The sequence below is a fragment of the Zhengella sp. genome (genome assembly GCF_041397485.1).
Lineage (GTDB): Bacteria > Pseudomonadota > Alphaproteobacteria > Rhizobiales > Rhizobiaceae > Zhengella.
Genome location: NZ_JAWKWO010000002.1, coordinates 537,651 through 563,086 on the forward strand (window position 1 = coordinate 537,651; position 25,436 = coordinate 563,086).

The 25,436-nt window shown below is 64.5% G+C and carries 30 protein-coding genes; 13 read left to right on the top strand and 17 right to left on the bottom strand.

Annotation, left to right across the window (positions count from 1 at the left end; genetic code table 11):
• Position 1 precedes the first annotated feature (1 nt).
• The 3 genes from dapE to dapD form a co-directional block, all read right to left on the bottom strand.
• Positions 2-1,207, bottom strand: a complete 1,206-nt coding sequence (dapE, locus tag R3D65_RS08690; protein WP_371274819.1) for a succinyl-diaminopimelate desuccinylase — start codon at positions 1,205-1,207, stop codon at positions 2-4.
• Between the two features lie 34 nt (positions 1,208-1,241).
• Positions 1,242-1,988: a hypothetical protein gene (locus R3D65_RS08695; protein WP_371274820.1), complete on the bottom strand. Its 747-nt coding sequence runs from the start codon at positions 1,986-1,988 to the stop codon at positions 1,242-1,244.
• A 100-nt stretch (positions 1,989-2,088) separates the two neighbouring features.
• On the bottom strand, positions 2,089-2,943 hold the full coding sequence (gene dapD / locus R3D65_RS08700; RefSeq protein WP_371274821.1) for a 2,3,4,5-tetrahydropyridine-2,6-dicarboxylate N-succinyltransferase: 855 nt from the start codon (positions 2,941-2,943) through the stop codon (positions 2,089-2,091).
• A gap of 147 nt (positions 2,944-3,090) precedes the next feature.
• On the opposite strand from dapD, the gene R3D65_RS08705 reads away from it, so the two are divergent.
• The 3 genes from R3D65_RS08705 to R3D65_RS08715 all read left to right on the top strand — a co-directional run bounded on the left by R3D65_RS08705 (position 3,091) and on the right by R3D65_RS08715 (position 5,098).
• A complete protein-coding gene (locus R3D65_RS08705) occupies positions 3,091-3,933 on the top strand; it encodes an LOG family protein (protein WP_371274822.1) in 843 nt (280 codons plus the stop codon).
• Positions 3,934-4,002: 69 nt separating this feature from the next.
• A complete protein-coding gene (locus R3D65_RS08710; RefSeq protein ID WP_371274823.1) occupies positions 4,003-4,395 on the top strand; it encodes a DUF2946 family protein in 393 nt (130 codons plus the stop codon).
• A 136-nt stretch (positions 4,396-4,531) separates the two neighbouring features.
• Positions 4,532-5,098, top strand: coding sequence for a copper chaperone PCu(A)C (locus tag R3D65_RS08715; RefSeq protein ID WP_371274824.1), 567 nt, complete (start codon positions 4,532-4,534; stop codon positions 5,096-5,098).
• A 7-nt stretch (positions 5,099-5,105) separates the two neighbouring features.
• Here the strand turns inward: R3D65_RS08715 and R3D65_RS08720 are convergent, their stop codons facing one another.
• A complete protein-coding gene (locus tag R3D65_RS08720; RefSeq protein WP_371274825.1) occupies positions 5,106-5,807 on the bottom strand; it encodes a pyrimidine 5'-nucleotidase in 702 nt (233 codons plus the stop codon).
• Positions 5,808-5,929: 122 nt separating this feature from the next.
• On the opposite strand from R3D65_RS08720, the gene R3D65_RS08725 reads away from it, so the two are divergent.
• The 3 genes from R3D65_RS08725 to R3D65_RS08735 all read left to right on the top strand — a co-directional run bounded on the left by R3D65_RS08725 (position 5,930) and on the right by R3D65_RS08735 (position 9,606).
• Complete coding sequence (locus R3D65_RS08725; RefSeq protein WP_371274826.1) at positions 5,930-6,691, top strand: GGDEF domain-containing protein; 762 nt, start codon at positions 5,930-5,932, stop codon at positions 6,689-6,691.
• A 58-nt stretch (positions 6,692-6,749) separates the two neighbouring features.
• On the top strand, positions 6,750-7,667 hold the full coding sequence (locus R3D65_RS08730; protein ID WP_371274827.1) for an EamA family transporter: 918 nt from the start codon (positions 6,750-6,752) through the stop codon (positions 7,665-7,667).
• 73 nt (positions 7,668-7,740) lie between these two features.
• On the top strand, positions 7,741-9,606 hold the full coding sequence (locus R3D65_RS08735; RefSeq protein ID WP_371274828.1) for a feruloyl-CoA synthase: 1,866 nt from the start codon (positions 7,741-7,743) through the stop codon (positions 9,604-9,606).
• A 179-nt stretch (positions 9,607-9,785) separates the two neighbouring features.
• Here R3D65_RS08735 and R3D65_RS08740 read toward each other — a convergent pair whose 3' ends face one another.
• From R3D65_RS08740 to argB, 5 genes are all read right to left on the bottom strand, one after another.
• Positions 9,786-10,250: a DUF3237 domain-containing protein gene (locus R3D65_RS08740; protein ID WP_371274829.1), complete on the bottom strand. Its 465-nt coding sequence runs from the start codon at positions 10,248-10,250 to the stop codon at positions 9,786-9,788.
• 35 nt (positions 10,251-10,285) lie between these two features.
• On the bottom strand, positions 10,286-11,581 hold the full coding sequence (locus tag R3D65_RS08745; protein ID WP_371274830.1) for a TRAP transporter large permease: 1,296 nt from the start codon (positions 11,579-11,581) through the stop codon (positions 10,286-10,288).
• Positions 11,578-12,123 carry a TRAP transporter small permease gene (locus R3D65_RS08750; RefSeq protein WP_371274831.1) on the bottom strand — a complete coding sequence of 182 codons (546 nt, stop codon included), beginning with the start codon at positions 12,121-12,123 and terminating at the stop codon, positions 11,578-11,580. The genes R3D65_RS08745 and R3D65_RS08750 overlap by 4 nt, the downstream gene beginning before the upstream one ends.
• Before the next feature lie 73 nt (positions 12,124-12,196).
• Entirely contained in the window at positions 12,197-13,216 is a 1,020-nt protein-coding gene (locus R3D65_RS08755) for a TRAP transporter substrate-binding protein (RefSeq protein WP_371274832.1), read from the bottom strand.
• Positions 13,217-13,389: 173 nt separating this feature from the next.
• Complete coding sequence (argB, locus tag R3D65_RS08760) at positions 13,390-14,289, bottom strand: acetylglutamate kinase (RefSeq protein ID WP_371274833.1); 900 nt, start codon at positions 14,287-14,289, stop codon at positions 13,390-13,392.
• A gap of 117 nt (positions 14,290-14,406) precedes the next feature.
• Between argB and R3D65_RS08765 the strand changes: the two genes are divergently transcribed.
• From R3D65_RS08765 to msrB, 4 genes are all read left to right on the top strand, one after another.
• Positions 14,407-14,952, top strand: a complete 546-nt coding sequence (locus R3D65_RS08765; protein WP_371275017.1) for a sigma-70 family RNA polymerase sigma factor — start codon at positions 14,407-14,409, stop codon at positions 14,950-14,952.
• Positions 14,949-15,662, top strand: coding sequence for an anti-sigma factor domain-containing protein (locus tag R3D65_RS08770; protein WP_371274834.1), 714 nt, complete (start codon positions 14,949-14,951; stop codon positions 15,660-15,662). The genes R3D65_RS08765 and R3D65_RS08770 overlap by 4 nt, the downstream gene beginning before the upstream one ends.
• 104 nt (positions 15,663-15,766) lie before the next feature.
• Positions 15,767-16,318, top strand: a complete 552-nt coding sequence (locus R3D65_RS08775) for a fasciclin domain-containing protein (protein ID WP_371274835.1) — start codon at positions 15,767-15,769, stop codon at positions 16,316-16,318.
• Between the two features lie 169 nt (positions 16,319-16,487).
• A complete protein-coding gene (msrB, locus tag R3D65_RS08780) occupies positions 16,488-16,988 on the top strand; it encodes a peptide-methionine (R)-S-oxide reductase MsrB (RefSeq protein ID WP_371274836.1) in 501 nt (166 codons plus the stop codon).
• A 102-nt stretch (positions 16,989-17,090) separates the two neighbouring features.
• Here msrB and R3D65_RS08785 read toward each other — a convergent pair whose 3' ends face one another.
• Positions 17,091-17,663 carry a cytochrome b/b6 domain-containing protein gene (locus R3D65_RS08785; protein WP_371274837.1) on the bottom strand — a complete coding sequence of 191 codons (573 nt, stop codon included), beginning with the start codon at positions 17,661-17,663 and terminating at the stop codon, positions 17,091-17,093.
• 77 nt (positions 17,664-17,740) lie between these two features.
• A complete protein-coding gene (locus tag R3D65_RS08790; RefSeq protein ID WP_371274838.1) occupies positions 17,741-18,025 on the bottom strand; it encodes a PepSY domain-containing protein in 285 nt (94 codons plus the stop codon).
• 128 nt (positions 18,026-18,153) lie between these two features.
• Between R3D65_RS08790 and R3D65_RS08795 the strand changes: the two genes are divergently transcribed.
• From R3D65_RS08795 to R3D65_RS08805, 3 genes are read left to right on the top strand one after another with little or no spacing between them, the layout of a single operon-like run.
• Positions 18,154-18,492: a PepSY domain-containing protein gene (locus R3D65_RS08795; RefSeq protein WP_371274839.1), complete on the top strand. Its 339-nt coding sequence runs from the start codon at positions 18,154-18,156 to the stop codon at positions 18,490-18,492.
• 1 nt (position 18,493) lies between these two features.
• Positions 18,494-19,153 (top strand): response regulator transcription factor, encoded by a 660-nt coding sequence (locus tag R3D65_RS08800; RefSeq protein ID WP_371274840.1) that lies wholly within the window; start codon positions 18,494-18,496, stop codon positions 19,151-19,153.
• Complete coding sequence (locus R3D65_RS08805) at positions 19,150-20,538, top strand: sensor histidine kinase (protein WP_371274841.1); 1,389 nt, start codon at positions 19,150-19,152, stop codon at positions 20,536-20,538. The genes R3D65_RS08800 and R3D65_RS08805 overlap by 4 nt, the downstream gene beginning before the upstream one ends.
• On the opposite strand, the gene yihA is transcribed toward R3D65_RS08805, so the two are convergent.
• The 6 genes from yihA to rpmH all read right to left on the bottom strand — a co-directional run bounded on the left by yihA (position 20,519) and on the right by rpmH (position 25,145).
• Positions 20,519-21,172: a ribosome biogenesis GTP-binding protein YihA/YsxC gene (gene yihA / locus R3D65_RS08810; RefSeq protein ID WP_371274842.1), complete on the bottom strand. Its 654-nt coding sequence runs from the start codon at positions 21,170-21,172 to the stop codon at positions 20,519-20,521. The two genes, R3D65_RS08805 and yihA, sit on opposite strands and share 20 nt — an antisense overlap.
• A 56-nt stretch (positions 21,173-21,228) precedes the next feature.
• Positions 21,229-21,855 carry a fasciclin domain-containing protein gene (locus R3D65_RS08815; protein ID WP_371274843.1) on the bottom strand — a complete coding sequence of 209 codons (627 nt, stop codon included), beginning with the start codon at positions 21,853-21,855 and terminating at the stop codon, positions 21,229-21,231.
• Positions 21,856-21,971: 116 nt separating this feature from the next.
• Complete coding sequence (locus R3D65_RS08820; protein WP_371274844.1) at positions 21,972-22,625, bottom strand: CatB-related O-acetyltransferase; 654 nt, start codon at positions 22,623-22,625, stop codon at positions 21,972-21,974.
• Positions 22,626-22,839: 214 nt separating this feature from the next.
• Positions 22,840-24,639 (bottom strand): membrane protein insertase YidC, encoded by a 1,800-nt coding sequence (gene yidC / locus R3D65_RS08825; protein ID WP_371274845.1) that lies wholly within the window; start codon positions 24,637-24,639, stop codon positions 22,840-22,842.
• The gene (rnpA, locus tag R3D65_RS08830) at positions 24,629-24,988 is read right to left on the bottom strand and encodes a ribonuclease P protein component (protein ID WP_371274846.1); all 360 of its coding nucleotides are present in this window, start codon (positions 24,986-24,988) and stop codon (positions 24,629-24,631) included. Before rnpA ends, yidC begins: the two co-directional genes overlap by 11 nt.
• Before the next feature lie 22 nt (positions 24,989-25,010).
• Positions 25,011-25,145 carry a 50S ribosomal protein L34 gene (gene rpmH / locus R3D65_RS08835; protein ID WP_208548348.1) on the bottom strand — a complete coding sequence of 45 codons (135 nt, stop codon included), beginning with the start codon at positions 25,143-25,145 and terminating at the stop codon, positions 25,011-25,013.
• Positions 25,146-25,436: the final 291 nt, after the last annotated feature.

Consider the following 25,436-nt stretch of genomic DNA (forward strand, 5'->3'; position numbering starts at 1 on the left):
CTCAGGCTCCGGCCGCCTTGGCGGTGAACCAGTAGGCAATGAAATGCTGGTAGATCTGCGTCAGTCCTTCCAGGTCGGCCACGGCCACGCGCTCGTCGACCATGTGCATGGTCTGGCCGACAAGGCCAAACTCCACCACCGGGCAATAGTCCTTGATGAACCGGGCATCGGAGGTGCCGCCGGAGGTGGAAAGCGCCGGCACCCGGCCGGTCACCGCCTCCACCGCGCCCGATAGCGTGGCGACGAGATCCTCGTCGCGCGTCAGGAAGACATGGCTCGGCCGGTCCGCCCAGATCAGCTCGAAATTCACCGGTTCCCGCCCTCCGGGCCGCAGCCGCGTATCCTGTGCCGCCTGGTCCAGCCGGTTGTGGATTTCGGCCATCACGCTTTCCGCCGTCCAATGGTCGTTGAAGCGGATGTTGAACCGGGCTTCGGCCCTGGCCGGGATCACGTTCGTCGCCGTATTGCCGACGTCGATGGAGGTCACTTCGAGGTTCGACGGCTGGAAGTCGTGCGAGCCTTCGTCGAAGGGCGGCGTCATCAGCGCTTCCGCCAGCATGATGACCGAGCGCACGGGATTGTCCGCCAGATGCGGATAGGCCGCGTGCCCCTGAACACCGTGGACGACAACGCGCCCGGACACCGAGCCACGCCGGCCGATCTTCACCATGTCGCCAAGCTGGCCCGGATTGGTCGGCTCGCCAACCAGGCAGGCATCCCATGCCTCGCCCTTCTGCGCCGCCCAGTCCAGCAGCTTGACCGTGCCGTTGACCGCGGGCCCTTCCTCGTCACCGGTGATGAGGAAGGAAACCGATCCGTGCGGCAGGCCATGGTCTTCCACGTGGCGGGCGAAGGCGGCGGCGAAACAGGCAATGCCGCCCTTCATGTCCACCGCGCCGCGCCCGTACATCATCCCGTCGCGGATCTCCGCGGCAAAGGGCCCGGCGCTCCACGCGGCCTCGTCGCCCACCGGGACGACATCGGTATGGCCGGCGAACATGAGATGCGGGCCGGATGTGCCGATGCGCGCATAGAGGTTTTCGATATCCGGCGATCCGTCTTCGGAAAAGACCGGACGCTGCACCGAGAAGCCCTGCGGCTTGAGCAGGTTTTCCAGCACCGAAAGGGCACCGCCCTCGGCCGGCGTGACCGAGGGGCAGCGGATGAGGTCCGCCAGGATGGCGGCAGGATCGGTTGAGCGAGTCATGGTGCCTGATTAGCGAAACCGCGAACGCCTGTCATCAGGCACCCGCCATCCCGGTGGCAGCGGGCTGCGTTTTGCCTTCGCCCTGGCGTGAAGGGTCGCCGATCAGCATGATCTTCTGCCAGATCTTGCGCGACAGGTTCGTTCCCAGCGCCTCCACGTCGTTGACCGCATTGACCACCTCCATGTCCGGCAATGTCTGCGCATAGAGTGCGGCGAACTTGCCCGTCAGCGACAGCGGTTCGGAGCAATAGTCGAGATAGCGCTTCAGCTCCGCGGCCGTCATGCTGCGCAACGGCGAGCTCTCGGTCATGATGAAATCGCGCGACAGCGCCGCCGGATCCTTGGTCAACTGGTGCATGTCGATGACGTGGATGAGCGAACGAAGCTTGTGCAGGCCTTCAAGCACGGCCCGCCGCTTCTGGCGCTTTTCCAGCCCCATCAGCGCGACGAGACCCGCGCCTGTCAGGACGGCGGTGTTGAACAGCGCGTCGATACCCTGGAGAATGTCGAACGTGCCGGTTTCGATCCGGTCGAAGCGCAGGAAGCGAAAGGCGAGGAAGAGAACGATGGCGCCGGCCGCGATGCCGGCCAGAGACAGGGCGCGCCAGAACCAGTCGTTCTTCTCGATGGTCGCCGCTTCGGCGCTGATACCGCGCCCGGTTGCCGTCAGCTCCCGCGCCACGCTGCACAGACCCGATTGCGCAAACCGCTCCGCGATGCGGCGTTCCAGCCGCTCGGCCGTGGCGATGATCTTGTCGGCATCCAGCTTCGAATAGGGCATGGAGCGGTGTTATCAGCAAAGCCTGAAAAAAGGCTTGCCGCCATGCCTCATGCAGCGTGCCGCGCCGCCGCAGCCGGCGGCGCGGGCAGGGATTGGCCGGTCAGGCGCGCAGCAATTCGTTGATCGAGGTCTTGGAGCGCGTGCGCTCGTCCACCTTCTTGACGATGACGGCGCAATAGAGGCTGGGGCCGTAATTCTGGCCCGGCAGGTTCTTGCCCGGCATCGAACCGGAAACCACGACGGAATAGGGCGGCACTTCGCCCATGTGGATCTCGCCGGTCTCACGGTCCACGATCTTGGTCGACTTGCCGATATAGACGCCCATGCCGAGCACCGCGCCTTCGCGCACGATGCAGCCTTCCACCACTTCCGAACGCGCGCCGATGAAGCAATTGTCCTCGATGATGGTCGGGCCGGCCTGCAGCGGCTCCAGCACGCCGCCGATGCCGACGCCGCCGGACAGGTGGACGTTCTTGCCGATCTGCGCGCAGGATCCGACAGTCGCCCAGGTATCCACCATCGTGCCCTCGTCCACATAGGCGCCGAGATTGACGAAGGAGGGCATCAGCACCACGCCCTTGCCGATGAAGGCGGAACGGCGCACGACGCAATTGGGAACGGCGCGGAAGCCGCCATTTTCGAAATCCTTCGCGCCCCAGGCGTCGAACTTGGACGGCACCTTGTCCCACCAGGTCGCTTCACCCGGCCCGCCCTTGATGATCTCCATCGGGTTTAGCCGGAAGGAGAGCAGCACCGCCTTTTTCAGCCACTGGTGAACCACCCAGTTGCCGTCATCGCCGCGGCTGGCGACGCGTGCCTCGCCCCGGTCGAGCAGGTTGAGCGCGGTTTCCACTGCATCGCGCACGTCGCCGCGTGTGGAAGTGGAAATGCCGTCGCGTTCGTCGAACGCCTTCTCGATCACGGCTTCCAGGGCGGCAAGGTCGGGCTTGGACATCGGCAGGCTCCGCTACACGTCGTGTTAAGGGATTGGGAAATAGGCTTCCCGGGGGGTAAAAATCGCGCGGAAAGTATGCGAAGGACCAGACGGGGTCAATTGCGCACGGCCCCCCGCGACAACATTGCGAATCGGGGACGATCGAGCATGAATCCTGAAGACAAGTCGAGCTGGACGCCGCTGCCGCATTCCGGCGAGGATGCCGCCCGTGCCCGGTCGGTACCCGACACGCCGCAGACGCGCGCGCCCGCTTACCGTCTCGCCTGGACCGACCAGGATTTCATGACCCAGCGCGACCTGCGCGCCGTTCGCCTGCAACTGGAATTGCTCAAGCCGGAAATGATGCTGGCCGAGCGCGGCATCCGCTCCACCGTCATTCTCTTCGGCGGGGCGCGCATTCCCGAGCCGGGCGGCGCGGCCTGGGCGGCCAAGAACGACGTGCAGAAGCAGAACCTGGAAGCCAATGCGCGCTATTACGAGGAAGCCCGCAAGTTCGCCCGCCTTTGCTCCGAGGAATCGGCCAAGTCGCGCTACCGCGAATTCGTGGTCGTCACCGGCGGCGGACCGGGCGTCATGGAGGCCGGCAATCGCGGGGCGCAGGATGTCGGCGCGCCCTCCATCGGCCTGAACATCGTGCTGCCGCACGAACAGGCGCCGAACGAGTATGTGACGCCGGAACTGTGCTTCAATTTCCACTATTTCGCCATTCGCAAGATGCATTTCATCATGCGCGCCAAGGCGGTATCCGTCTTTCCGGGCGGCTTCGGCACCATGGACGAACTGTTCGAGACGCTGACGCTCATCCAGACCGGCCGCATGGAGCGTGTGCCCGTCCTGCTGTTTGGCAAGGATTTCTGGCACAACGCCATCGACCTCGATTTCCTTGCTGCCCAGGGCACGATCTCGCCCGACGACCCGGATCTCATCACCTTTGTTGACACCGCCGATGAGGCCTGGGCCGCGGTGGCCGAATTCTACGCCCTGACCTGACTGCCGGGGGCTGCGGCAGATCGTCCACCGCCTCTTTGCATCCGGCGCGGTTTGGCATAGATGAAGGCCATGAGCAGGCAGCCGCGCACATTCCTGGCTTCGCTGCGCCGCGACGGGCTGGCATTCGCCATTCTCGCGGCGGTGGTGATCCTGATCGTGCATGCAAAGCCGCTTGCCGAGGCGAAGGCGGCAGGCTCCCCCTTTGCCGGCATGATCTGCTCATCCTTCGGCGCCGTGCAGCCCGATCCCGGCCAGACGCCGGAAACGCCGCCGGGCGCCGACGATTGTCCCTTCTGCCTTGCCGGCGCGCATGTCCAGCCGGTTCTTGCCGCCGTTCCGCCCGCCCTGCCGGTCCTCACGCGCATGGCCTCACCCTTGCGCTGGACCCTTGGCCGGGACCGTGGCGGCGAGCCGTCCCGCACGCTGCCGCCGACCATCCGTGGCCCGCCGGTTTGCGTTTGAGCAAGGACGCCATGTCCCGCACCTGCTTTGGTTGCGGGCGCTGAAACGCCTAAACTGAACGAATCCCTTCTTTTTCACGGACGACCACCGTGCGGCGGATGGCGCCGGAATAGCCCATGCCGCCAGGAGCAAAGACATGAAACACACCCTCAAGATCATCACGCTTGCCGCCGCGCTCGCGCTGCCGGGCCTTGCGGCCGTTCATCCCGCCATGGCGGAGGAAAAGGCGGCCATGCAGGCCCCGCTCAAGGCCGGCGACCTGGAGCTCACCGGTTTCTGGACCCGCGCCATGCTGCCCAACCAGCCGGCCGGCGGCGGCTTTGTCACCATCCGCAATTCAGGGTCGGCGGACGACCGCCTCCTGAAGGTGGAAACGCCTCTGGCCCGCGGCGAGGTTCACGAGATGGCCGTCGTCGACGGCGTCATGCGCATGCGCGAACTGGCCGACGGCCTTCCGATCCCCGCCGGTGAAACGGTCGAACTCAAGCCGGGCAGCTTCCACATGATGTTTCTGGAGGTGAAGGAGCCCTTCAGGGAGGGCGGCACGGTGCCCGTCACGCTGACCTTCGAAAAGGCCGGCACGGTCGAAGCGGAACTGACCGTCATGCCCTTCGACCACGGCCGCATGAAGATGAACCAGGGCGACGGCAAGGGCATGATGCATGGCGGCGGCCATGGCGGCATGATGAAGCAGGGCGGCTGACCCGTCCTCAGGTCAGGATGGCCGCAAGAAAGGATTTGAGGTCGTCGGTCACATGATCGACGACCCCCGTTTCGGCCTCGTCGCGTTCCCAGACCTCGGCGAAATCCGGTTCGAAATTGCGTGGCACGATCAGCACCGTCTTCATGCCCAGCGCCTTGGGCACGGTGAGATTGCGCGCCAGGTCCTCGAACATCGCCGATTGTTCACCCGCCACGCGATGCAGCGCAGTGAACTTGTCATAGGTCTCCTGTGCCGGCTTCGGCACCAGGCCGGCGGCCACGATATCGAAAATCTCGTCGAAATGGTCGAGAATGCCCAATTGCCGCGCGGTGCGCTCGGCATGGCCCCGGTCGCCATTGGTGAAGATGAACTTGCGCCCGGGCAGGGCGGCAATGGCTTCGCCCAGGTCCGGGTCGGGCGTGAGCCACGAATAATCGATGTCATGCACCTTTTCCAAAAAATCGTCCGGGTCGATCCCATGGACCTCCATCAGACCTTTCAGGGTCGTGCCGTAGTCGCGGTAGAAATCCTTCTGCACCTTGCGCGCCGCTTCGCGCGGCAATTGCAGCAGGTCTGAAACATACTGCGTCATGCGCACGTCGATCTGCGCGAACAGGTTGGCATGATGGGGGTAGAGGGTGTTGTCGAGGTCGAAAACCCAGTTGCGCACATGCGCGAAGGTTTCACGCGGGGAAGGCGGCTTCGTCATGCTGCATCCATTTCTGCGAGGGTGAGGACTTGCCGGGATTTGTCGAAAATTCTCATAAGCACATCAGAAATATCTTAAACGAAGGCGGTTAGGGTACACGTCACGCAGCAGGAGTTCGTGACATGAAATTCATCATGTGGAAAGCCTTCCTGGTTTGCACAGGCGCCCTGATGGTGACATCGGGCCTTGTCGTCCTTGTTGACAGGATGTCCCTTGCCGGATTCGACACGGCCAGTGTGATCATGGCTTCGCTGGCGCCCTATGCCATCTCCATGCCGCTCGTCGGCTACCTTCTGTACCAGTCGGAGAAGCACCGCAAGGCCATCGCCGAACTCGATGCCGCGCGCGAGGACCTGGAGCGCTCGAACGCCGACCTGCGCCGCCGGGTCGAGATCGATCCGATGACCGGGTTCCTGAACCGCGAATACTTCATGACGAAACTCTCGACCCTGCGCCGCAAGACCGATCGCGGCACCTTGCTGATTCTCGATGCCGATCATTTCAAGTCGATCAATGACCGCTATGGACATTTGACCGGCGACGAAGCGCTGATCGTCATCACCCGGCGCATCCGTGAGAATGTCCGCGAACAGGACATCCTTGGCAGGATCGGCGGCGAGGAGTTCGGCATCTATCTGCGCGGCGCCGGCCGTGACGAGGCCCGCATCGTTGCCGAACGGGTGCGTATCGCCGTCGAGGAGATCGTCTTCGAACCGGAAGCCGGCAAGCGCCATGCCCTGACAGTGTCCATCGGCGGCGTGGTCGAAGCCCAGGACCTGCCGCTGCCCGAGGCGCTGCGCCGGGCCGATACCTCGCTCTATGCCGCCAAGCATCGCGGCCGCAACCTGGTGGTGATCGACGACGCACCGACGCGGGCCGCTTGATCGCAGGTCCGTTTGAAGGCTAAACGCTTCGGGCCGTTCCCCCGCCCGGAGTCCCCCCATGGAAGCCTGGATCGTCATCACGATCGCCGCCGCCTTCATCCAGAACATCCGTTCCAGCCTTCAGAAGCATCTGAAGGGCGCCATGGGAACCACGGGCGCCACCTTCGTGCGTTTCGGATTCGGTGCGCCCTTCGCCCTTCTGTTCCTGCTGGGCTCCCTTCATGCGTCCGGTCTGGCCTTGCCTGCGCCCAATCGCGGATTCATGCTCTGGGTTACGGTCGGCGCGGTCTCCCAGATCGCGGCCCAGGCGCTGCTGGTGCAAATGTTCTCGCTGCGCAATTTCGCCGTCGGCAGCGCCTATTCCCGCACGGAGCCCGCCCAGGCGGCCATTTTCGGCCTGATCTTCCTGGGTGACCGGGTGTCGCCCGGCGCTTTGGTCGCCATCTGCGTATCCGTGGCCGGCGTGATGCTGATTTCGGTGGCGCGCGGACCGGTCAATGCCCGCGCGCTTGTCGCCTCCGTTTTCACCCGCACCGCGGCCATCGGGCTGGCATCGGGCACGATCTTCGGCATAGCGGCGGTGGCCTATCGCGCGGCGTCGCTTTCGCTGGGTGAAACCATGGCGGTGCCGGATTTCTTCGTGCAGGCCGCTTGCGTCCTGGTCGTCGCCATTCTTCTTCAGACCGCCCTGATGCTGGGCTGGATGCTGTGGCGCGACCGCGCCGAACTCGGACGCATCCGCGCTGCCTGGCGCATGTCGGCCCTGACCGGGCTGGCCGGTGCGACGGCATCCTTCCTTTGGTTTGCCGCCATGACGCTGGAACAGGCCGCGGTGGTCAAGGCGCTGGGCCAGATCGAGATGCTGTTCATCTTCGCCTCCACGGTCTTCGTGTTCAGGGAACACATGAACCGGCTGGAAGTCGCCGGTTGCAGCATGATCGTTGCCGGCATCGTGCTGCTGGTACTGCTGCCCTGACGGGCGCCTTGCCAGTAGACAGGTTTCCTCTTGATTGTTATACAAGATAACAAAATGCGTGAGGGAGGAACCGATGGCGCTTCTGAATGTTCCCGGCATGCGGCCGGTCCTGCTAGGCGATCTCGCGGTCGAGGCGGAGCGCCGGGATGACGGCGCGGTGATCCTGCGCTCGCCCTTTCCATTGGCGCAATCGGCACGCTCCGTCACCGACCGGTTGGAGGACTGGGCGGAAAAAGCGCCGGACCGCATCTTCCTGGCAGACCGTTTCGAGGGGATGTGGCGCACTGTCACCTATGCCGGGGCGCTGGCGCAGGTTCGTTCCATCGGTGAATACATGCTGGCCCATGGCCTTTCCGCCGAGAAACCCCTTGTCATCCTTTCGGGGAACAGTATCGAGCACGGATTGATGGCGCTTGGCGCCATGTATGCCGGCATTCCCTACGCGCCGGTCTCGACTGCCTATTCGCTGGTCTCGCAGGATCACGCCAAGCTGAAACATGTCTGTAACCTGCTGACGCCGGGCATGATTTTCACCGCCGAGGGCAAGCCATTCGAAAAGGCGCTTGCAGCGGTGATGAAGCCGGGCATGACACTGGTCGTCGCCCGCGAGCCCGTGGAGGGCTACGAGACCCATTCCTTCGAGGAACTGGCGGCAACCCCGGCGCGCCAGGCTGTCGATGCTGCCCATGCCGCGATCACGCCGGACACGGTGGCCAAGTTCCTTTTCACCTCCGGCTCCACCGGCATGCCCAAGGCGGTCATCAACACCCATGGCATGATGGCCTGCAACCAGGAGATGATCGCCAATGCCATGGCCTTCCTGAAGGAAGAGCCGCCGGTTCTGGTCGACTGGCTGCCGTGGAACCACACCGCTGGCGGCAACCACAATTTCGGGCTTGTGCTCTACAATGGCGGCTCGCTCTACATCGACGATGGCGCGCCGACGCCCAGGGGCATCGCGGCAACGGTGCGCAACCTCACCGAGATCGCGCCGACCCTCTATTTCAATGTGCCCAAGGGCTATGAGATGCTCACCGCCCAGTTTGCGGAAAACGAGGCGCTGCGCCGCAATTTCTATTCGCGCCTGAAGCTGATGCAATATGCCGGCGCGGGTCTGGCGCAGCATGTCTGGGATGCGCTGGAGAGCTTCGCCGAACAGACCGTGGGCGAGAAGATCATCATCGTGACCGGTTACGGGTCGACCGAAACCGCGCCCTTTGCGCTGACCACCACCTGGGCGGTGGAGCGGCCCGGAGAGGTGGGCCTGCCGGCGCCGGGCCTCGAACTGAAGCTGGTGCAAAACGCCGAGAAGACGGAAGTGCGCCTGCGCGGGCCGTCCATCACGCCTGGCTACTGGCGCCAGCCCGACAAGACGAAGGAAGCCTTCGACGAGGAGGGCTTCTATCTCATGGGCGATGCGCTGAAATTCGTCGATCCGCAGGATCCGAACAAGGGCCTGATCTTCGATGGCCGCGTGACCGAGGATTTCAAGCTGTCCACCGGCACTTGGGTCGATTTCGCCGGGGTGCGGGCGAAGATCGTCAAGACCTTCGCCCCCTATGTGCGCGATGCCGTGCTGACGGGTCTCAACCGCAATTTCATCGGCGCGCTGCTCTTCACCGATCATGATGCCGTGCGGCGGATCGCGCCCGAACTGGCCGATGCCGACGATGCGGCCGTCGCCGCCCATCCGCAGGTGCGCCGCATCTTCCAGGAGCGGCTGGATGCGCTGGGCGCCACGTCGACCGGCAGTTCCAATTTCGTTGCCCGCGCGATCATCGTCGACAGTCCGCCCTCGCTCGACGATCACGAGGTGACCGACAAGGGCTCGATCAACCAGCGCGCGGTCATGGCCGCCCGCGCCCATCTCATCGAGAACATCTATGCCGACCAGCCGGTGGACCACGTGCTGGTTACGAACAGGCAGACGAAGGCGTGAGGACAAGCAATTTCAGCGAAAGTTGCAGACTTTCGCGCTCGTGAAATTGCGTGAGAGGGGGCAATTTCAGCGAAAGTTGCAGACTTTCGCGCTCGTGAAATTGCGTGAGAGGGGGCAATTTCAGCGAAAGTTGCAGACTTTCGCGCTCGTGAAATTGCGTGAAAAGACCATCAGGCGGTTCAGAGCACTTCGAAGAAGGTGATGCGAACGTGATCAGCCTGCCTTGAGCCGGTGCCGACACAGATTATCCGGTTGAGCCAGGCGTAGCGCTCGTCGCCCGTCTCGAAACGCGGATGCGTGCGCATGTAGTAGCGCGACGGATCGACGGCCTCGCCGCGCGCCAGCGCCGCGATCACCTCGGCCGGACCGTGCCGGAACCCGAAATTGCGGATGTCGATCAACGCGCCGTCATGCGTTTCCATGGAATAGCGCGTGTCCAGTTCCGCCGTGCCGTCGGCAAGGATCGTCTGCCAGTCCGCACCCAGGTTCAGGATCGTCCCGTTGAGCCGTTCGCCCGTCACCGTGCCGCCGGTGATCGGAATGATCCGGCGTTTTCCGCGCGGCGCGTCCCCCAGTTCCATGATCGGGGCCAGTTCGACTTTCAGGTCGCACAGGTGCCTCAGTTCCGGAGTGGCTACGTCCATCGTTTCTCTCCCTCGTCATTCCGGCGCTCGCGCGCTCAATTCATCGTCATCGGCAGGAACAGCACCAGGCCGGGGAAGACGACAAGCAGGATCAGCCGCAGCACGTCCACCGCCACGAAGGGCAGGACGCCGCGGAAGATCGTCGGCAGTTTCACTTCCCGCGCGATCGTGTTGATGACGAAGACGTTCATGCCGACCGGCGGCGTGATGAGCCCCAGTTCCACCGTCATGACGATGATGACGCCGAACCAGATGGGATCGAAGCCGAGCTGGATGATGACGGGGAAGACGATCGGCACCAGCAGGATGATCATCGCCATGGCATCCAGGATGCAGCCCATCAGCAGGAAGAAGCCAAGGATGATGGCCAGCGTGCCATAGGCGCCGAGGTCGAGCGCCACGAGGAAAGCGGTGATCTTTTGCGGCGTCTGGGTGATCGCCAGGAAATAGCCGAACAGGATCGCGCCGATCAGGATCGTGTAGATGGCGACCGAGGTGCGCAATGCTTCGACAAGGCTTTCGAGGATGAGACGCGGCCCGAGCCGGCCGCGGGCGATGCCGATCAGCGCGGTCAGCAGCGAGCCCACGGCGGCGGCTTCCGTCGCCGTCACCACGCCGAAATAGATCGACCCGATGATGGCGATGAACAGCAGCAGCACGGCCCAGACGCCGCTGAGCGAACGGATTGCCGCGCCGAGGCGAAAGGGCTCGCCGGCGGGCAGCGACCGGGCATAGGCGATGCGAACCGTGGCCATGTACATGAGAATGGCCAGCAGGCCCGGCACCACGCCGGCGATGAACAGCTTGCCCACGTCCTGTTCGGTGATGAAGGCATAGACGGCCAGCACCACCGAAGGCGGAATGAGGATGCCGAGCGTGCCGCCGGCGGCGATCACGCCGGCCGCGACATCGTCGCGATAGCCCACGCGCTGCATTTCCGGCAGGGCGATCTTGGTCATGGTGGCGGCTGTGGCCACCGACGAGCCGCAGATCGCGGCAAAGCCGGCACAGGCGCCCACGGTCGACAGCGCCATGCCGCCCTTGAAAGAGCCGAACCAGGCTTGCCCGGTACGGAACAGTTCGCGTGACATGCCGGAATTGGTGGCCAGCACACCCATCAGGATGAAGAAGGGAATGAGACTGAGGTTGAAATCGGTGATCGTGCGCACCGGTGACTGTGCCAGCAGGTTCAGCGCCGGTTTCCACCCGGTGATCGCGGCGAACCCGCCCACGCCGACAAGGCCCATGGCAATGCCGATCGGCACGCGCAGCAGCATCAGCGCGAAGAGGACGACGAAGCCGGAGACGGCGATGAAATCAGCGCTGCTCATGGCCGGGTCTCCGTTTCATCCATGTCCGCGATCTCGGTGCTTTCGAAATGCTCGAGCGTGGCCCGCCCGCTCGCCACCAGGATGAGCCGCGCCAGGATGGCGACATTGGCGAAGGCCACGCCAAGCCAGATGAAGGCGAGGAAGATCCATGCCGGCATGCGCAGGTCGAATGTCGCCTCGCCGCTGTGGAAGGCGCTGGTAACCCGGCCGAACATCTTCCAGGTCAGCAGCACCGAGAACAGCAGCAGCACGGCCCAGGCAAAACTGTCGATCCAGCGCCTGGCGCCGGCAGGCAGCAACTCGGCGACGATATCCACCTTGATATGCGAGCCGCGAAAGCCGACGGAAGCGAAGCCCCACATGATGGCGGCGCCGATCAGGAAACGCGAAAGATCGAACGCATCGGGCACCGGCCATGCCAGCAGGTAGCGGCCGATGGCCGAGACGACGATCAGGATGGTGACGAGCGCCAGAAGGACGCCCGCCACGTTCTCGATGGCAAGCGACATGCGTTCCAGCAGGCCGGCTGGCGGCTTGGTCATCGCTGGCTCCGGAAAGCTGGGGGTCATGAGCCGCCGGCAAGGTTCCGGCGGCTCGCGATACGGGACGGTAGGCTCAGAACTTCGCGTCGTGGCGGTTCAGCGCGTCCAGGTAATCCTGGTACATCTTGTCAGCATCGGCGCCCTTGGCCTTGGCCTCTTCCTTCCAGGTGTCGATCAGCGGTGCGGCGGCATCGCGCCACTGCTGCACCTCTTCGGCCGTCGGCGCGTAGATGGTGTGGCCACCGGCATCGATCATCTTCTGCCGGCCTGATGCCTCGTTTTCGGCCCAGCCCTGAGAGAACTTGCCCGACCATTCCGGCGTGCAGTGATCGTCGATGACCTTGCGGTTCTCCTCACTCAGCGCCGCGTAGCTGTCCTTGTTCATCAGCATGAGCTGCGCGGAGATGTAGAACGGCATGTCGAGGTGGTATTTGGTCTCCGAATCGATGCCGAAAATGTTGATCGAGTTCCACGGGAAGGTGATGGCATCCGCCGCGCCCTTGGCGATGGCTTCACGCGCTTCCGGAGCCGGCACCTGCACCGGTGCGCCGCCCAGCGTGGAAATGAACCGCGCCATCGTTGCATGGGCCGGGCGAACGTTCAGGCCCTTGATGTCGCCGGGCAGCTTGATCGGCGCCTTGGAATGGATGGTGCCGGGATCGTGCGGATTGGCCAGGCAGAAGAAGACGTCCGACATCTCCGTCTTGGCGATGGGCGCATACCATTCATGCATGGCCACGGCACCGCGCTGGGCATTGTTCATGTGGAACGGGATCTCGACAAGGCTGTAGAGCGGGAAGCGCCCGGCCTGGTAACCCGGATTGGTGTAGGACAGGTCGACGATGCCGTCGCGGGCCATGTCGTAGTGGTCCGGCGCCGCGCCCAGCTGCTGGGCCGGGAAGATGGTGATCTTGATGCGCCCTTCGGACGCTTCCTCGATGGACTTGGCCCAGGGCTCGATACCCAGCGTCTGGATCGGATGCGTGGCGGGCACCCAGTGCGAAAGCCGCAATTCCACCTCGGCGGCCTGCGCCGCGGTCCATGTGGTCAAGGCAGTGGCAGCCGCCAGCGCGGCCAGGCGAATGGTGTTCATCTGTTTCCTCCCGAAATGTGCCGGACCGGTCTGCCGGTCATCGGCCCCGCCGTTGCGGCGGAACGGACGCTCTCCCTGCGTCCGTGTAATTGTTATGGTAGCAAACTATTTTCGTTCGGCAAGAAAAAAGGCCGGGTCGCCCCGGCCTTCGTGAAAGAATGCCTTGCCCGGCATCACGGTACGATGAGCGTGCCCGCTCCATGTTCGGTGAACAGTTCCAGCAGCACCGCATGCGCCGTCTTGCCATTGAGGATGACGACGCCCTGGACACCGCGTTCGATGGCTTCGATACAGGTTTCCACCTTGGGAATCATGCCGCCGGAAATCGTGCCGTCGGCGATGAGCGCGCGCGCATCCGCCACCGTCAGTTCGTCGATCAGCTTGCCGGATCTGTCGAGGACGCCCGGCACATCGGTCAGGAACAGGAGGCGCGTGGCTTCCACCGCGCCGGCAATGGCCCCGGCAAATGTGTCGGCATTGATGTTGTAGGTATGGCCGTCGCGGCCGGGCGCAACCGGCGCGATGACGGGAATCATCTCCGAGCGCGCCAGCAGGTCCAGCAGGGTGCGGTCCACCTCGGCCGGTTCGCCGACAAAGCCGAGATCGAGAATGCGCTCGATATTGCTGTCGGGATCGCGGATAGTCTTGGCCGCCTTTTCGGCGAACACCATGTTGCCGTCCTTGCCGCACAGGCCGATGGCCCATTCGCCCTCGGCATTGATCATGCGCACGATGTCCTTGTTGATGGAGCCGGCCAGCACCATTTCCACGATCTCGACCGTCTTCTCGTCGGTCACGCGCAGGCCGCCCTCGAACTTGGACTCGATGCCCATCCTGGTCAGCATGGCACCGATCTGCGGCCCGCCGCCATGCACCACGATGGGATTGACGCCCGACTGCTTGAGCAACGCGATGTCACGGGCAAACGCCTGGCCAAGCGCTGCATTGCCCATGGCATGACCGCCATATTTCACAACCACCGTCTTGTTCTCGTAGCGCTGCATGAAGGGCAGGGCCTGGGAGAGCAGGCGGGCCTGGGTTTCGGCGGGTGTGAGGTCGAGTTCGTCGGCCATGTCGTTCGTGGTCCTTGCGGCGCGTGGAAAGGTTGCGCAAGCCTGATAGCGCGATTGCACAGCGCCCGCAATCGGGCGGCCATTGTCGCCTTTGCCGTGGCGCGCTATCTTGTTGCGATGGGCGGTCTGGAAGATGACATTTCCGAACTCATCGTCAGGACCGGCCTGAAGGACCGGAGTGCCTTCGACCGCCTTTATGCCGCGACAAGCGCGAAACTTTTCGGCATCTGTCTGCGTGTCTTGCACGACAGGGGAGAGGCGGAGGATGCGCTGCAGGACGTCTATGTCCGGATCTGGACGAAGGCCGACCGGTTTGCCGTATCCGCTCACAGCCCCGTTTCCTGGCTTGCGGCTATCGCCCGCAATCATTGTATCGACAGGCTGCGCGCCCGCAAGGCGCCGGCCCGGCCCGTGGAGGAAGCCTTCGACCTGGCCGATGACGCACCTGGCCCGGAGAGACTGGCCGTGTCATCCAGCGAAGGAAGGCGGATCGATGCCTGCATGGAGGAACTGGAAAGCGCCCGGGCAGATGCCGTGCGGTCGGCCTATGTTATGGGCCATTCCTACGAGGAGCTGTCGCAACGCCATGGCGTGCCGCTCAACACGATGCGAACCTGGCTGCGGCGCAGCCTGATGAAACTGAAAGAGTGCCTGGAACGATGAACGGCGAAAACGAGCACGGGATGGATGAAGGCGGCGATGCGCTGCTGGCCGCCGAATATGTGCTCGGCGTCCTGCCAGCCGGGACGCGACGGGATGTTGCCGCGCGGATTGAAGCCGATGCCGGGTTCCGGGCGCTGGTCGAGGAATGGGAGGAAAGGCTTTCGCCGCTCAACGCGGACTACGCGCAGGTGCCGCCGCCGGCCACGGCCAAGGCTGCGATCGACCGGCGCCTGTTCGCCGCCGCAACCGCGCCTGCGCAAAAGCCCAATCTCTGGCAGAGCCTTGCTTTCTGGCGCGGCCTGGCCGTCGCGGCGCTGGCCGGGCTGGCGGTCATCTTCATCCTGCCGTTCTCGCTGGACCCGCCGCCTGCGCCGGCCCGCTTTGTCGCCGCCATGCAGGCCGACGCTTCGCCGGTGCGCTATGTGGCGCTTTACGAGGCGGGAACCGGCAGTATAGGCCTCACCCGCCTTGCCGGAGAACCGGAAGCGGGCCGTGACTTCGAACTGTGGCTGATCGAGGGCGGCAATGCGCCGCGCTCGCTGGGCCTTCTGCCGGAAGGCGAGACCGCCCGCCTCGCGCTTGCGCCGGAGCTCGCGTCACGCATCTCGGATGGTGCGACGCTGGCCATATCCGACGAACCCGATGGCGGATCGCCCACCGGCGCACCCACCGGCGCCGTGGTCGCGCTGGGCGCGTTGCGCGGCATCTGATTTTTTCTGCCCCCAGCTGAAACTTCTTTCCCCTGCCTGCCGTGACTGTTTTCGACCTCGCAAGATCGGGTGTCATCAACAATCACCTCAGTGGGAGAACCGACATGAACATCAAGACAACCGCAATTGCCCTCGCCGGAACCGTCGCGCTGGCCACGGCCGCATGGGCGGCCAACCCCATGGTGGGCGGCGCGCCGATGTACGAGAGCAAGAACATCGTGGAGAATGCGGTCAATTCGAAGGATCACACCACGCTGGTGGCCGCGGTCAAGGCGGCCGGCCTCGTCGAGACCCTGCAGGGCGAGGGCCCTTTCACCGTCTTCGCGCCCACCAATGCGGCCTTTGAGAAGCTGCCCGACGGCACGGTGGACACGCTGCTGAAGCCGGAAAACAAGGACCAGTTGGCCAAGATCCTCACCTGCCACGTGGTCGCCGCCAATGCCATGTCCGACGCCATCGAAAAGATGGTGGCCGACGATGGCGGCATGCATCCGGTCAAGACCGTTGGCGGGTGCGAGTTCACGGCCATGGAGAAGGACGGCAAGCTCATGATCAAGGACGGCCAGGGCAATGTCGCCACCGTGACGACGGCCGATGTCCGCCAGTCCAACGGTGTCATCCACGTGATCGACACCGTTCTCCTGCCCGCCTCCTGATCCAGGAGGCTCTCGTGACGTGCGGTCGGTTTGCGCCCATCCCGTAGGGACCGCGCGATCACGAAGTGTTGCCCGTCCCGTGACCGTTGATCGCAGCCGATTGATTGGTCATGGGCGGGCAACAGCCTTACATTATCGGCATTGCATGTCTGAACCGGGAGATTCGACCATGACGAACCGCCGCAAACTTCTGACCGGAGCAGCCGCCGTCGCGGCCCTTGGCGGCGCGGCTCTCCTTGGCCGCCGCGAGAACGCCAATGCGGCCGAAAAATTCGAGATCACGCTCACCGAGGCCGAGTGGCGCGAGCGCCTGAGCGAACAGGAATTTGCCGTGCTGCGTGAGGAGGCCACCGAACGCGCCTTCACCTCCGATCTGCTGGGGGAAAAGCGCAAGGGCACCTACACCTGCGCCGGCTGCGACCTGCCGCTGTTTTCCTCCGATACCAAGTTCGACAGCGGCACCGGATGGCCGAGTTTCTGGCAGCCGCTGGACGATGCCATCGGAACCAGAACGGACTACAAGCTGTTCCTGCCGCGCACCGAGGTGCATTGCCGGCGCTGCGGCGGACACCAGGGCCACGTTTTCGAGGACGGGCCGCAGCCGACCGGCCTGCGCTATTGCATCAACGGTATCGCGCTCGATTTCGTGCCCGATGACAAGGCTGCCTGATCGCGTGGCCTTTTTCGTTTCCCTGCCCTGAAAGAAGACCGGCCGCCACCCGCCATGAGGCGGATGACGGCCGGCTGCGGGCGCGCGGTCGCAAATGGGGGTTCACTGTTCCGCGCGCTTGCGCCCCGTGATCATGGCGCGCACGAGGTTCTCGCCATGCTCGACCGAGGCCAGGATCACGCCGGCCACATGCAGGACGACCAGGCCGGTCGCGATCCAGACGGCTGTCTCATGGACCTCTTCCACCCATTTCACGCCCCAATAGGCATCCGTGGTCATGGCATAACCGGATGCACAGATGGCCGCGATCGCCGCCAGCAGCGCGAACACCATGGCGCCGCCCGCCGGGTTGTGCCCGAGATGGCGCGGCGCGCTCAGGCTCATGCTCTGGCGCAGGAAGGTGAGGACCTTCGAGGGCCCGAAGGCGAAGCTTGAAAAACGGGCGTGCCGGGTGCCGATGAAGCCCCAGACGACCCGTGCAGCGATCAGGCCGATAATGGCATAACCGATCTGCTCGTGAAGCTTGCCGAATTCGTCGCCGGTAATCCAGGCGGCGGTGAAGCCGGCGACCAGGGACCAGTGGAAAATGCGCACGAACGGGTCCCAGACCTTGACGGTGCTGGTGCCTGCCGGCGGCGTCTTGTTCATGCTGTCGGTTGTCAGGGTGGAGGTCATGGTTCTCGCCAGGAATGCCGCGGGTCAGGAGCGGGCAGCGCGGAACGCGGCGGAGATCCGCGCTGCCCCTTGCGGCGTCAGTCGTCCATCTTGGTGCGGACGACGTCGCCGGTTACAGGGTTCATGTAGACTTCGGCGCGTTCGCCCTTGGAATTCATGGCATAGACTTCGAAGCAGCCGTCCTCGACCTTCACGGAGCGGACCTCGTAGCCCATCTCGGAAGCCTTGGCCTTGACGGCATCTTCGCTCATCCATTCGTTGCGCGGGGCATTGCCACAGCTCTTGTCGTTGTCGGAAGCAAGCGCCGGCTGCACGGCGGCGGCGGTGGCGGAAAGGGCGAGGGCGGTGAGGAGAATGCGCATGGGACAGTTCCTTTCGTCTGTTTGGTTGCACCGTTGTTGCGGTGATGCCGTTTTCGCAGGATGCTGGTGACAAGCCGCTGAGGGGAGTATTCAGCAAATTGTCATTCACCCGGTTGCATGAAGGGCTCATGCGTGGATTCCTGAAAATACTGCCCATATTGACCGGCGCGCTTGTCGTGGCTGCCTCGCCTGCCCTTGCCGACAGAAACGGCCGCAATGGCGACGAGGAACGCTACGAAAAGCACGAACGCGCCGCTAAGCGCAGGCAGGTGGGCGAACTTCTCCCCCTGGCCGACCTCCTCAAGCGCCTTCGCAAGGAGATTCCCGGCAAGATTCTCGAAATCGAATTCGACGACGACGACCCGCCTGTCTATGAATTCTATGTGCTGCAACCCTCCGGCCGGGTGATCGAGATCGAACTGGACGCGCGGACGGGCCGGATCCTCGGACGGGAAGAGAAGGACTGACATGCGAATTCTTCTTGCCGAGGACGATACGCGGATCGCTTCTGCGGTCAGGGCTGTGCTGGAGGCGCAGGGCTATATCGTCGATGTCGAACGCGATGGCGAGGAAGCCTGGTTCCTGGGTGACACGGAAGACTACGCCGCCGTCATTCTCGACCTCGGCCTGCCCACCATGGATGGGCTGTCGGTCCTCAAGCGCTGGCGTGCCGCCGGCCGTACCATGCCGGTTCTGGTGCTCACGGCCCGTGGAGGCTGGACCGAACGGGTAGAGGGAATCGATGCCGGCGCCGACGACTATCTGCCCAAGCCGTTCGAGATGGACGAAATGTCGGCCCGCCTGCGCGCCATCCTGCGCCGGTCGGCCGGGCAGGCAAACCCGGTGATCGCCGCCGGTGACGTGATCCTCGACACCCGCCAGATGCGGGTGACGAGGGCTGGCATCCCCGTATCGCTTACGCCGCAGGAATACCGGCTCGTTTCCTATCTCATGCATCATGCCGGCCGCGTCGTCGGTCAGCAGGAACTGGCCGAGCATCTTCAGGCCGAACACTACGAGCGCGAATCCAACGCGGTCGAGGTGCTTGTCGGCCGCGTGCGTCGCAAGCTCGGTCCGGGCCTCATCGAAACGCGGCGTGGCTTCGGATATATCGTGGAAAGCGCATGAGGGCTGCCCGCTCGATCCGGCTGAGGCTGTTCGCCCTCGCCATTGCGGGCATTCTGGCGGCGCTGGCGCTGGCCGGTCTCGGCCTTTCCGCCCTCTTCACCCGTCATGTCGAGCGCGGCAATGCCCAGGAACTGGACGCGGTCATTGCCGAAATCGCCGGCAACCTGTCCAACAGTCCCGATGGCCGTGTCGTTCTGCGCCAGCCACCGCAGGACCCGCGCTTTGCCGACATCTTCTCCGGCCTATACTGGCAGGTCAGTGGCGCGACGGGCGAGACGGTGATGCGCTCGCCCTCGCTGTGGGACACCATGCTGGACTTGCCGGAAGACAATCTGGTCCAGGGCGAAACCCATCAGCATTCGATCACCGGCCCGGACGGCGCGGACCTGATGCTGCGCGAGGCGCTTTATCGCATCGAAAGCGGCGACGGCCCCGCGCGGCGGCTGCGCATCTCGGCCGCCATCGACCGCGCCAGCGCGATGGCCCTGACGGCGGGCTTCAACCGCGACCTGCTGCCGGCGCTGGGCCTGCTGGCACTGGTGCTGCTGGCCGGAGCCTGGGCCCAGGTGAGCGCCGGATTGAAGCCGCTTGCAGCCGTCCGTGCGGCCGTCCAGAACATCCGCCAGGGCCGGGCGGGCCGGGTCGAGGCCCAGGTGCCGCTGGAGGTCTTGCCGCTTGTCGAGGAAATGAACGCGCTGCTGGAGCGCCAGGAGGATGACATGCGCCGCGCGCGCGACCGTGCCGCCGACCTGGCGCATGGGCTGAAGACGCCCCTGACGGCGCTGGCGGCCGATGTGGCCGCATTGCGCGCGGCCGGGCAGGGCGAAATCGCGGCCTCGGTGGAGGATGTGGCCCAGCGCATGCGCCGCACCGTCGAACGCGAACTCGCCCGTTCACGCCTGCGCAACCGGCCGGGCACGGCGCGTCCCGTCGCCATTCTTCCCGCCACCGCCGCCATCGTCCGGATCCTCGCGCGAACGCCCCATGGCGGGAAGGTGCGTTTTCGCCTTGATGGTGATGAAGCCGCGACGGCGGCGATGGAGACCGACGACCTCAACGATATACTGGGAAACCTGCTGGAGAACGCGGCCCGGCACGCCCGCACGGAAGTGACCGTTCGCGTTACGGCCAAGGATGGGCAGGCAGCCGTGACGATCGGCGACGATGGTCCGGGCGTCGACGACGCCGCGCTGTCCGGGCTTGCCGGGCGAGGCATGCGGGACGATGAACGCGGCGGCGCGGCAGGCCTGGGTCTTGCCATCGTCTCCGACATCATGGCGGCCTATGGCCGTCAGCCGGAATTCGCCAGGGGAGCGCGCGGCGGCCTTGAAGTGACCGTCCGCCTTCCCGCGGCCGCGCCTGACGTCAGCCGGCAGTCGCCGTGACGATGGCCTGCCGCAGGTCGTCGAGGCCGCGATTCTTTTCCGAAGACGTGGCGAGCACCACCGGAAATGCGGCCGGCCGTTTCGATATCTTCGCCAGCGTGTCCGCCATCAGGTGCGGCACAGCCTTCTCGCCGATCTTGTCTGTCTTGGTCAGCACGATCTGGTAGGAGACGGCGGCTTTGTCGAGCAGGTCGAGAACCTCGTCGTCGATCTTCTTGATGCCGTGGCGCCCATCGATCAGCACATAGACGCGCTTCAGGGTGACGCGCCCGCGCAGATAGTCGAAGACCAGTTTGGTCCAGCGGTCCACCATGTCCTTGGGCGCCTGCGCGAAACCGTAGCCGGGCATGTCGACCAGCGCCAGCGGCGGCAGGTCGTCCTTCGCGCCAGAAAAGCCGTCCGGGACGAAATAGTTCAGCTCCTGGGTGCGGCCCGGCGTGTTGGATGTGCGCGCCAGCCCCTTCTGCCCGATCAGCGCGTTGATCAGCGAGGACTTGCCCACGTTGGAGCGCCCCGCAAAGGCGATCTCCGGCGGCCCCTCCGGCGGCAGGAACTTCATCGCCGGTACGCCCCGGATGAAAACCCAGGGTCGGGCGAACAGGGTGCGGGTCTCGTCTGGGATTGTCTCTGTCATGGCCTTCGCATCGGGGTTTGCCGTCGGGAAGTCAAGCACGAACCGTGCGCCGCGGCTCAGCGCGGGCGCAGCATCGCGCCCTCCAGGACGTAGACGATCCCGTCTCGGGCCGTTGCCACCAGCGAAAACGGTGTCACCTGTGCGCTTTCGTCATAGATATGGATCCGCTCATCCACGATCATGAGCGTGATGTTGTCGCGGCTGGCCGTGGCAAGGTTTTCGCGCCGCCGCCGCGTATTGGTGATGTTGGCGGCCATGTCGTCCAGCGTGAACTGCGCATCGAGCACATGGGCAAGCACCAGCTTGCGCAGCCTCTCCTGGTAGGCCTCGCCTTCCGCACCCGCCATGAAGGCCTCGAAGGCCGGGCCGAGGACGTCGTCCGTCGGCGCGAAGACCGTGAGCGGCCCGCCTTCGGTGAAGATCGCGGGCGGTCCCGCCATTTCGACCAGCGTGTTGAAGAGCGAGAGGCGCGGGTCCGACGCCAGGACGTCGAGCACGCTGTGGTCCGCCTCGCCCGCCTCTGCTGTTTCCCCGCCGGTGACGGAACCGGCGGTTTCCACGCTGGCCGCTTGCGTCTGCCCGCCGGCGCCCATCGTCACGATGCTGCTGGCGGCATGGGCTGCGGGCGGCAAGGCGAGGATCATGCAGGCGAGGGCGGAAAGAAGGGGCAGGCGAAACGGCAAGGCGGCTTCTCCATCGATCAACGGGGGATGGTGACCTGTCGGGTCATGGTGACGCGGCAATCATGCCGTCGCAAGGGTAAACAAAGCACGGACAGGCAGCGCCGCGCCAGGCTTGATCAGCGCGCGATCGCGCGGGCTGCCTGCTGCAATGCCTCCAGGTCCGCGCCGCGAATGGCGTCGATGTTCCGGCTGATCCTGTCCGCGTCCCAATCCCACCATGCGATATCGAGCAGGGCGGCGATCGTCGCCGCGTCGAACCGTGCCCGGATCGGCCGGGCCGGATTGCCGCCGGCAACGGTGTAGGCGGCCACGTCGGATGCGACCACTGACCCCGTGGCGATGATCGCGCCGTCTCCGATGGAGACGCCCGGCATGACGAGGCAGTCCATGCCGATCCAGACATCGTTGCCGACAACCGTGTCGCCCCTGGATTGCTCCGACCAGGTGGCGGTGTCAAAACCCTTTTCCCAGCCATGACCGAAGATGTTGAACGGATAGGTCGAAAACCCGCCCATGGCGTGGTTGGCGCCGTTCATGATGAAGCGCACGCCGCTGGCAATGGCAGTGAACCGTCCGATGACAAGGCGGTCGCCGAGAAAGTCGTAGTGATGCAGGACGTTGCGCTCCTCGAACCGCTCGGCACCGGAAGGATCGTCGAAATAGGTGTAGTCGCCCACGATGATGTTGGGCCGGGTGATGAAGTTCTTCAGGAAGACCGTGCGTGAAAACCCGGAAAGCGGGTAGGGGGTGTCAGGGGACGGGCCGTGCATGTCTGAGATCCTTGGCAGCCGGGAGGAACGGTGGCGGGAGCCGGTTCGCTGGCGCGGTCCGCCGCGCCGGGACCCGTGATTCAGATGGCCATGCCGGCATTCTCCTTTTTCGAAACAGCGATGTGCTGCACAGGCCTTCAGACTAACCCGGCCAGGTCCCGAAAGCAAAACGGCCGGGGTTGCCCGGCCGTTTGTCGTCCTGTTCCGGTTCCGGCTACTCGGCCGGTTTGTTCCGGGTGAAGACGCCCTTGAGATTGTCCCAAAGCTCGATCTTGGCACCCTGCCGCTTCATGATCACCGCCTGCTGGATGATCGAGAGCGTGTTGTTCCAGGCCCAGTAGATGATCAGGCCGGCCGGGAACGCGGCCATCATGAAGGTGAAGACCACCGGCATCCAGGTGAAGATCATTGCCTGCGTCGGGTCCGGCGGCGTCGGGTTCATCCGCATCTGCAGGAACATGGTCACACCCATGATGAGTGGCCAGACGCCGATCATCAGGAAGGACGGAACATCATAGGGCAGCAGGCCGAACAGGTTGAACAGCGATGTCGGATCGGGAGCGGAAAGGTCGTTGATCCAGCCGTAGAAAGGGGCGTGCCGCATCTCGATGGTGACATAGAGCACCTTGTAGAGCGAGAAGAAGACAGGGATTTGCAGCAGGATGGGCCAGCAGCCGGCAATCGGATTGATCTTCTCGCGCTTGTAGAGCTCCATCATCTCCTGCTGCTGGCGCATCTTGTCATCCGCGTACGTGTCGCGGATTTCCATCATCTTCGGCTGCACCGTCTTCATCTTGGCCATCGAGACATAGGACTTGTTGGCCAGCGGGAAGAAGATCAGCTTGACGATGACGGTCGTGGCCAGGATGGCGAGGCCGAAATTGCCGAGCAGCTTGTAGAGGTGGTCGATCAGCCAGAACATCGGCTTTGTGATGAAGTAGAACCAGCCCCAGTCGATCATCAGGTCGAATTCCCGGATCTGGAACTTGTCCTTGTAGGCGTTGATTTCGTTGACTTCCTTGGCGCCGGCGAAAATCTGTGTCTTCACATTGGCGCTCGCGCCGTCGGCGATCTCCACCGGGTCGGTCAGGAAGTCGGCCTGGTAGCGCGTCCGGCCGTCGTCGAAATAGGCAAAACGCGGCTGGAAGGTCAGCCCCGACTGCGGGATCATCGTCACAGCCCAGTACTTGTCTGTCATGCCGAGCCACCCGTTGGTGGACTTGCCCGGTACGACACGCTTGTCTTCCTCGATGGAGGAATAACCGATTTCCTGCAGCCCTTCCTCGCCCGTCACCCCGATCAGGCCTTCGTGCAGCACGTAGACCGAGCGGGTATCGGGCTTGTTGAAACGCGTGACGCGGCCATAGGCCGGCAGGGAAACCGCAGCACCGGAGGCGTTGGTGATCGTGTCCTCCACAGTGAACATGTAATGTTCATCCACCGCGAAGCTTCGCTGGAAGGTCAGGCCCTTGTCATTGGTGAAGGTCAGCATGACGGGATTGCCGGGCGAAAGCACCGGCTCACCCTCGACCGTCCAGACCGTGTCCGGGCCGGGAACGGCGCCGGTGGCATCGGAGCCGGCATAGCCGAGCTCGGCGAAATAGCCGGGATTGGCAGAGGACGGGTAGAGCAACTGGATCCGGTCAGAGTCCGGATTCACCGATACGCGGTAGTCCTTCAGGACCAGTTCGTCGAGCCGTGCGCCAATCGTGTTGATGGAGCCGGAAAGCGACGGCGTGTCGATGGACACGCGCACGGCCTGCTCGGCCTGCGCAGCGGCTTGAGCCCCCGGAACGGTGCCGGCCGTGCCCGCCTGCGGCATGGTCGCGTCCCCGCCGCCCGCCATATCGGGGGCTGGCGTCTGCGCGGCTTGCTGGCTGGCCTGTTCTTCCGCCTGGATGCGAGCCGTCTCGCGCTGGGCCTCGATGCGCGGGTTCATGTAGAACACCTGCCACAAGGTGAGGATGACCACCGAGAGGGCGATCGTCAGGAAGAAGTTGCGATTATTTTCCATGAAAACGTTTTCCGCCTATTCGCCGCACGAGCTCGTCGCTCAGGTCTGTGAAAGGGGCATTCAGGCAATCCCTGCGCCCGACGATCACATAGTCATGTCCAGGCTGCATTGCCATGCGGCCTTTCAGACGCAGCGCCTCCTTGAGGCGCCGCCGGATGCGGTTGCGTTCGACCGCATTGCCCTGCTTCGTCGTCACCGTGAAACCGGCGCGCGGCAGACCGCCGTCGCCGCGGTCGGCCACTTCAAGCAGGAAAAACCGCCCGCGTCGCTTCTCGCCACGGCGGACGGCCAGGAATTCGGCCCGTTTGGTCAGTCGCCCGGGCCTGGGATCGTCTTGCCGGTCAACCACCGGCCCGGCCCCCGGCGCCCGGTCAGGCGCTGAGGCGCGCGCGGCCGCGGGCGCGGCGGGCGGCGATAACCTTGCGTCCACCCTTGGTGGCCATGCGGGCGCGGAAGCCATGACGGCGCTTGCGGACGAGTTTGGAGGGCTGATAGGTGCGCTTCATTTGTTTTCAATACCGCGGAGTGCGGCCCTTCTTGGTTCTGAACGGGTTCAGGAGCGATTGGACCGGGCATGCAGGATAGGAACTGGCCGCACCTGCGCATGACTGCCGGACATCGCGCGGCTTATAGGGACATGCGGCGTCAAATGTCAATCCGGCTTGGCCGCCGCAGGCCGCTTCGGGCGTGTCACGCCGCGGTCACGCTGTGGTGAGAAGGCCGCTTGAGCGCCTCAATTGCCGGTGAGAGGCCGGGTCATGCGGTTGCATCCCGGGCCAGGGACGGTCATGTGTTGC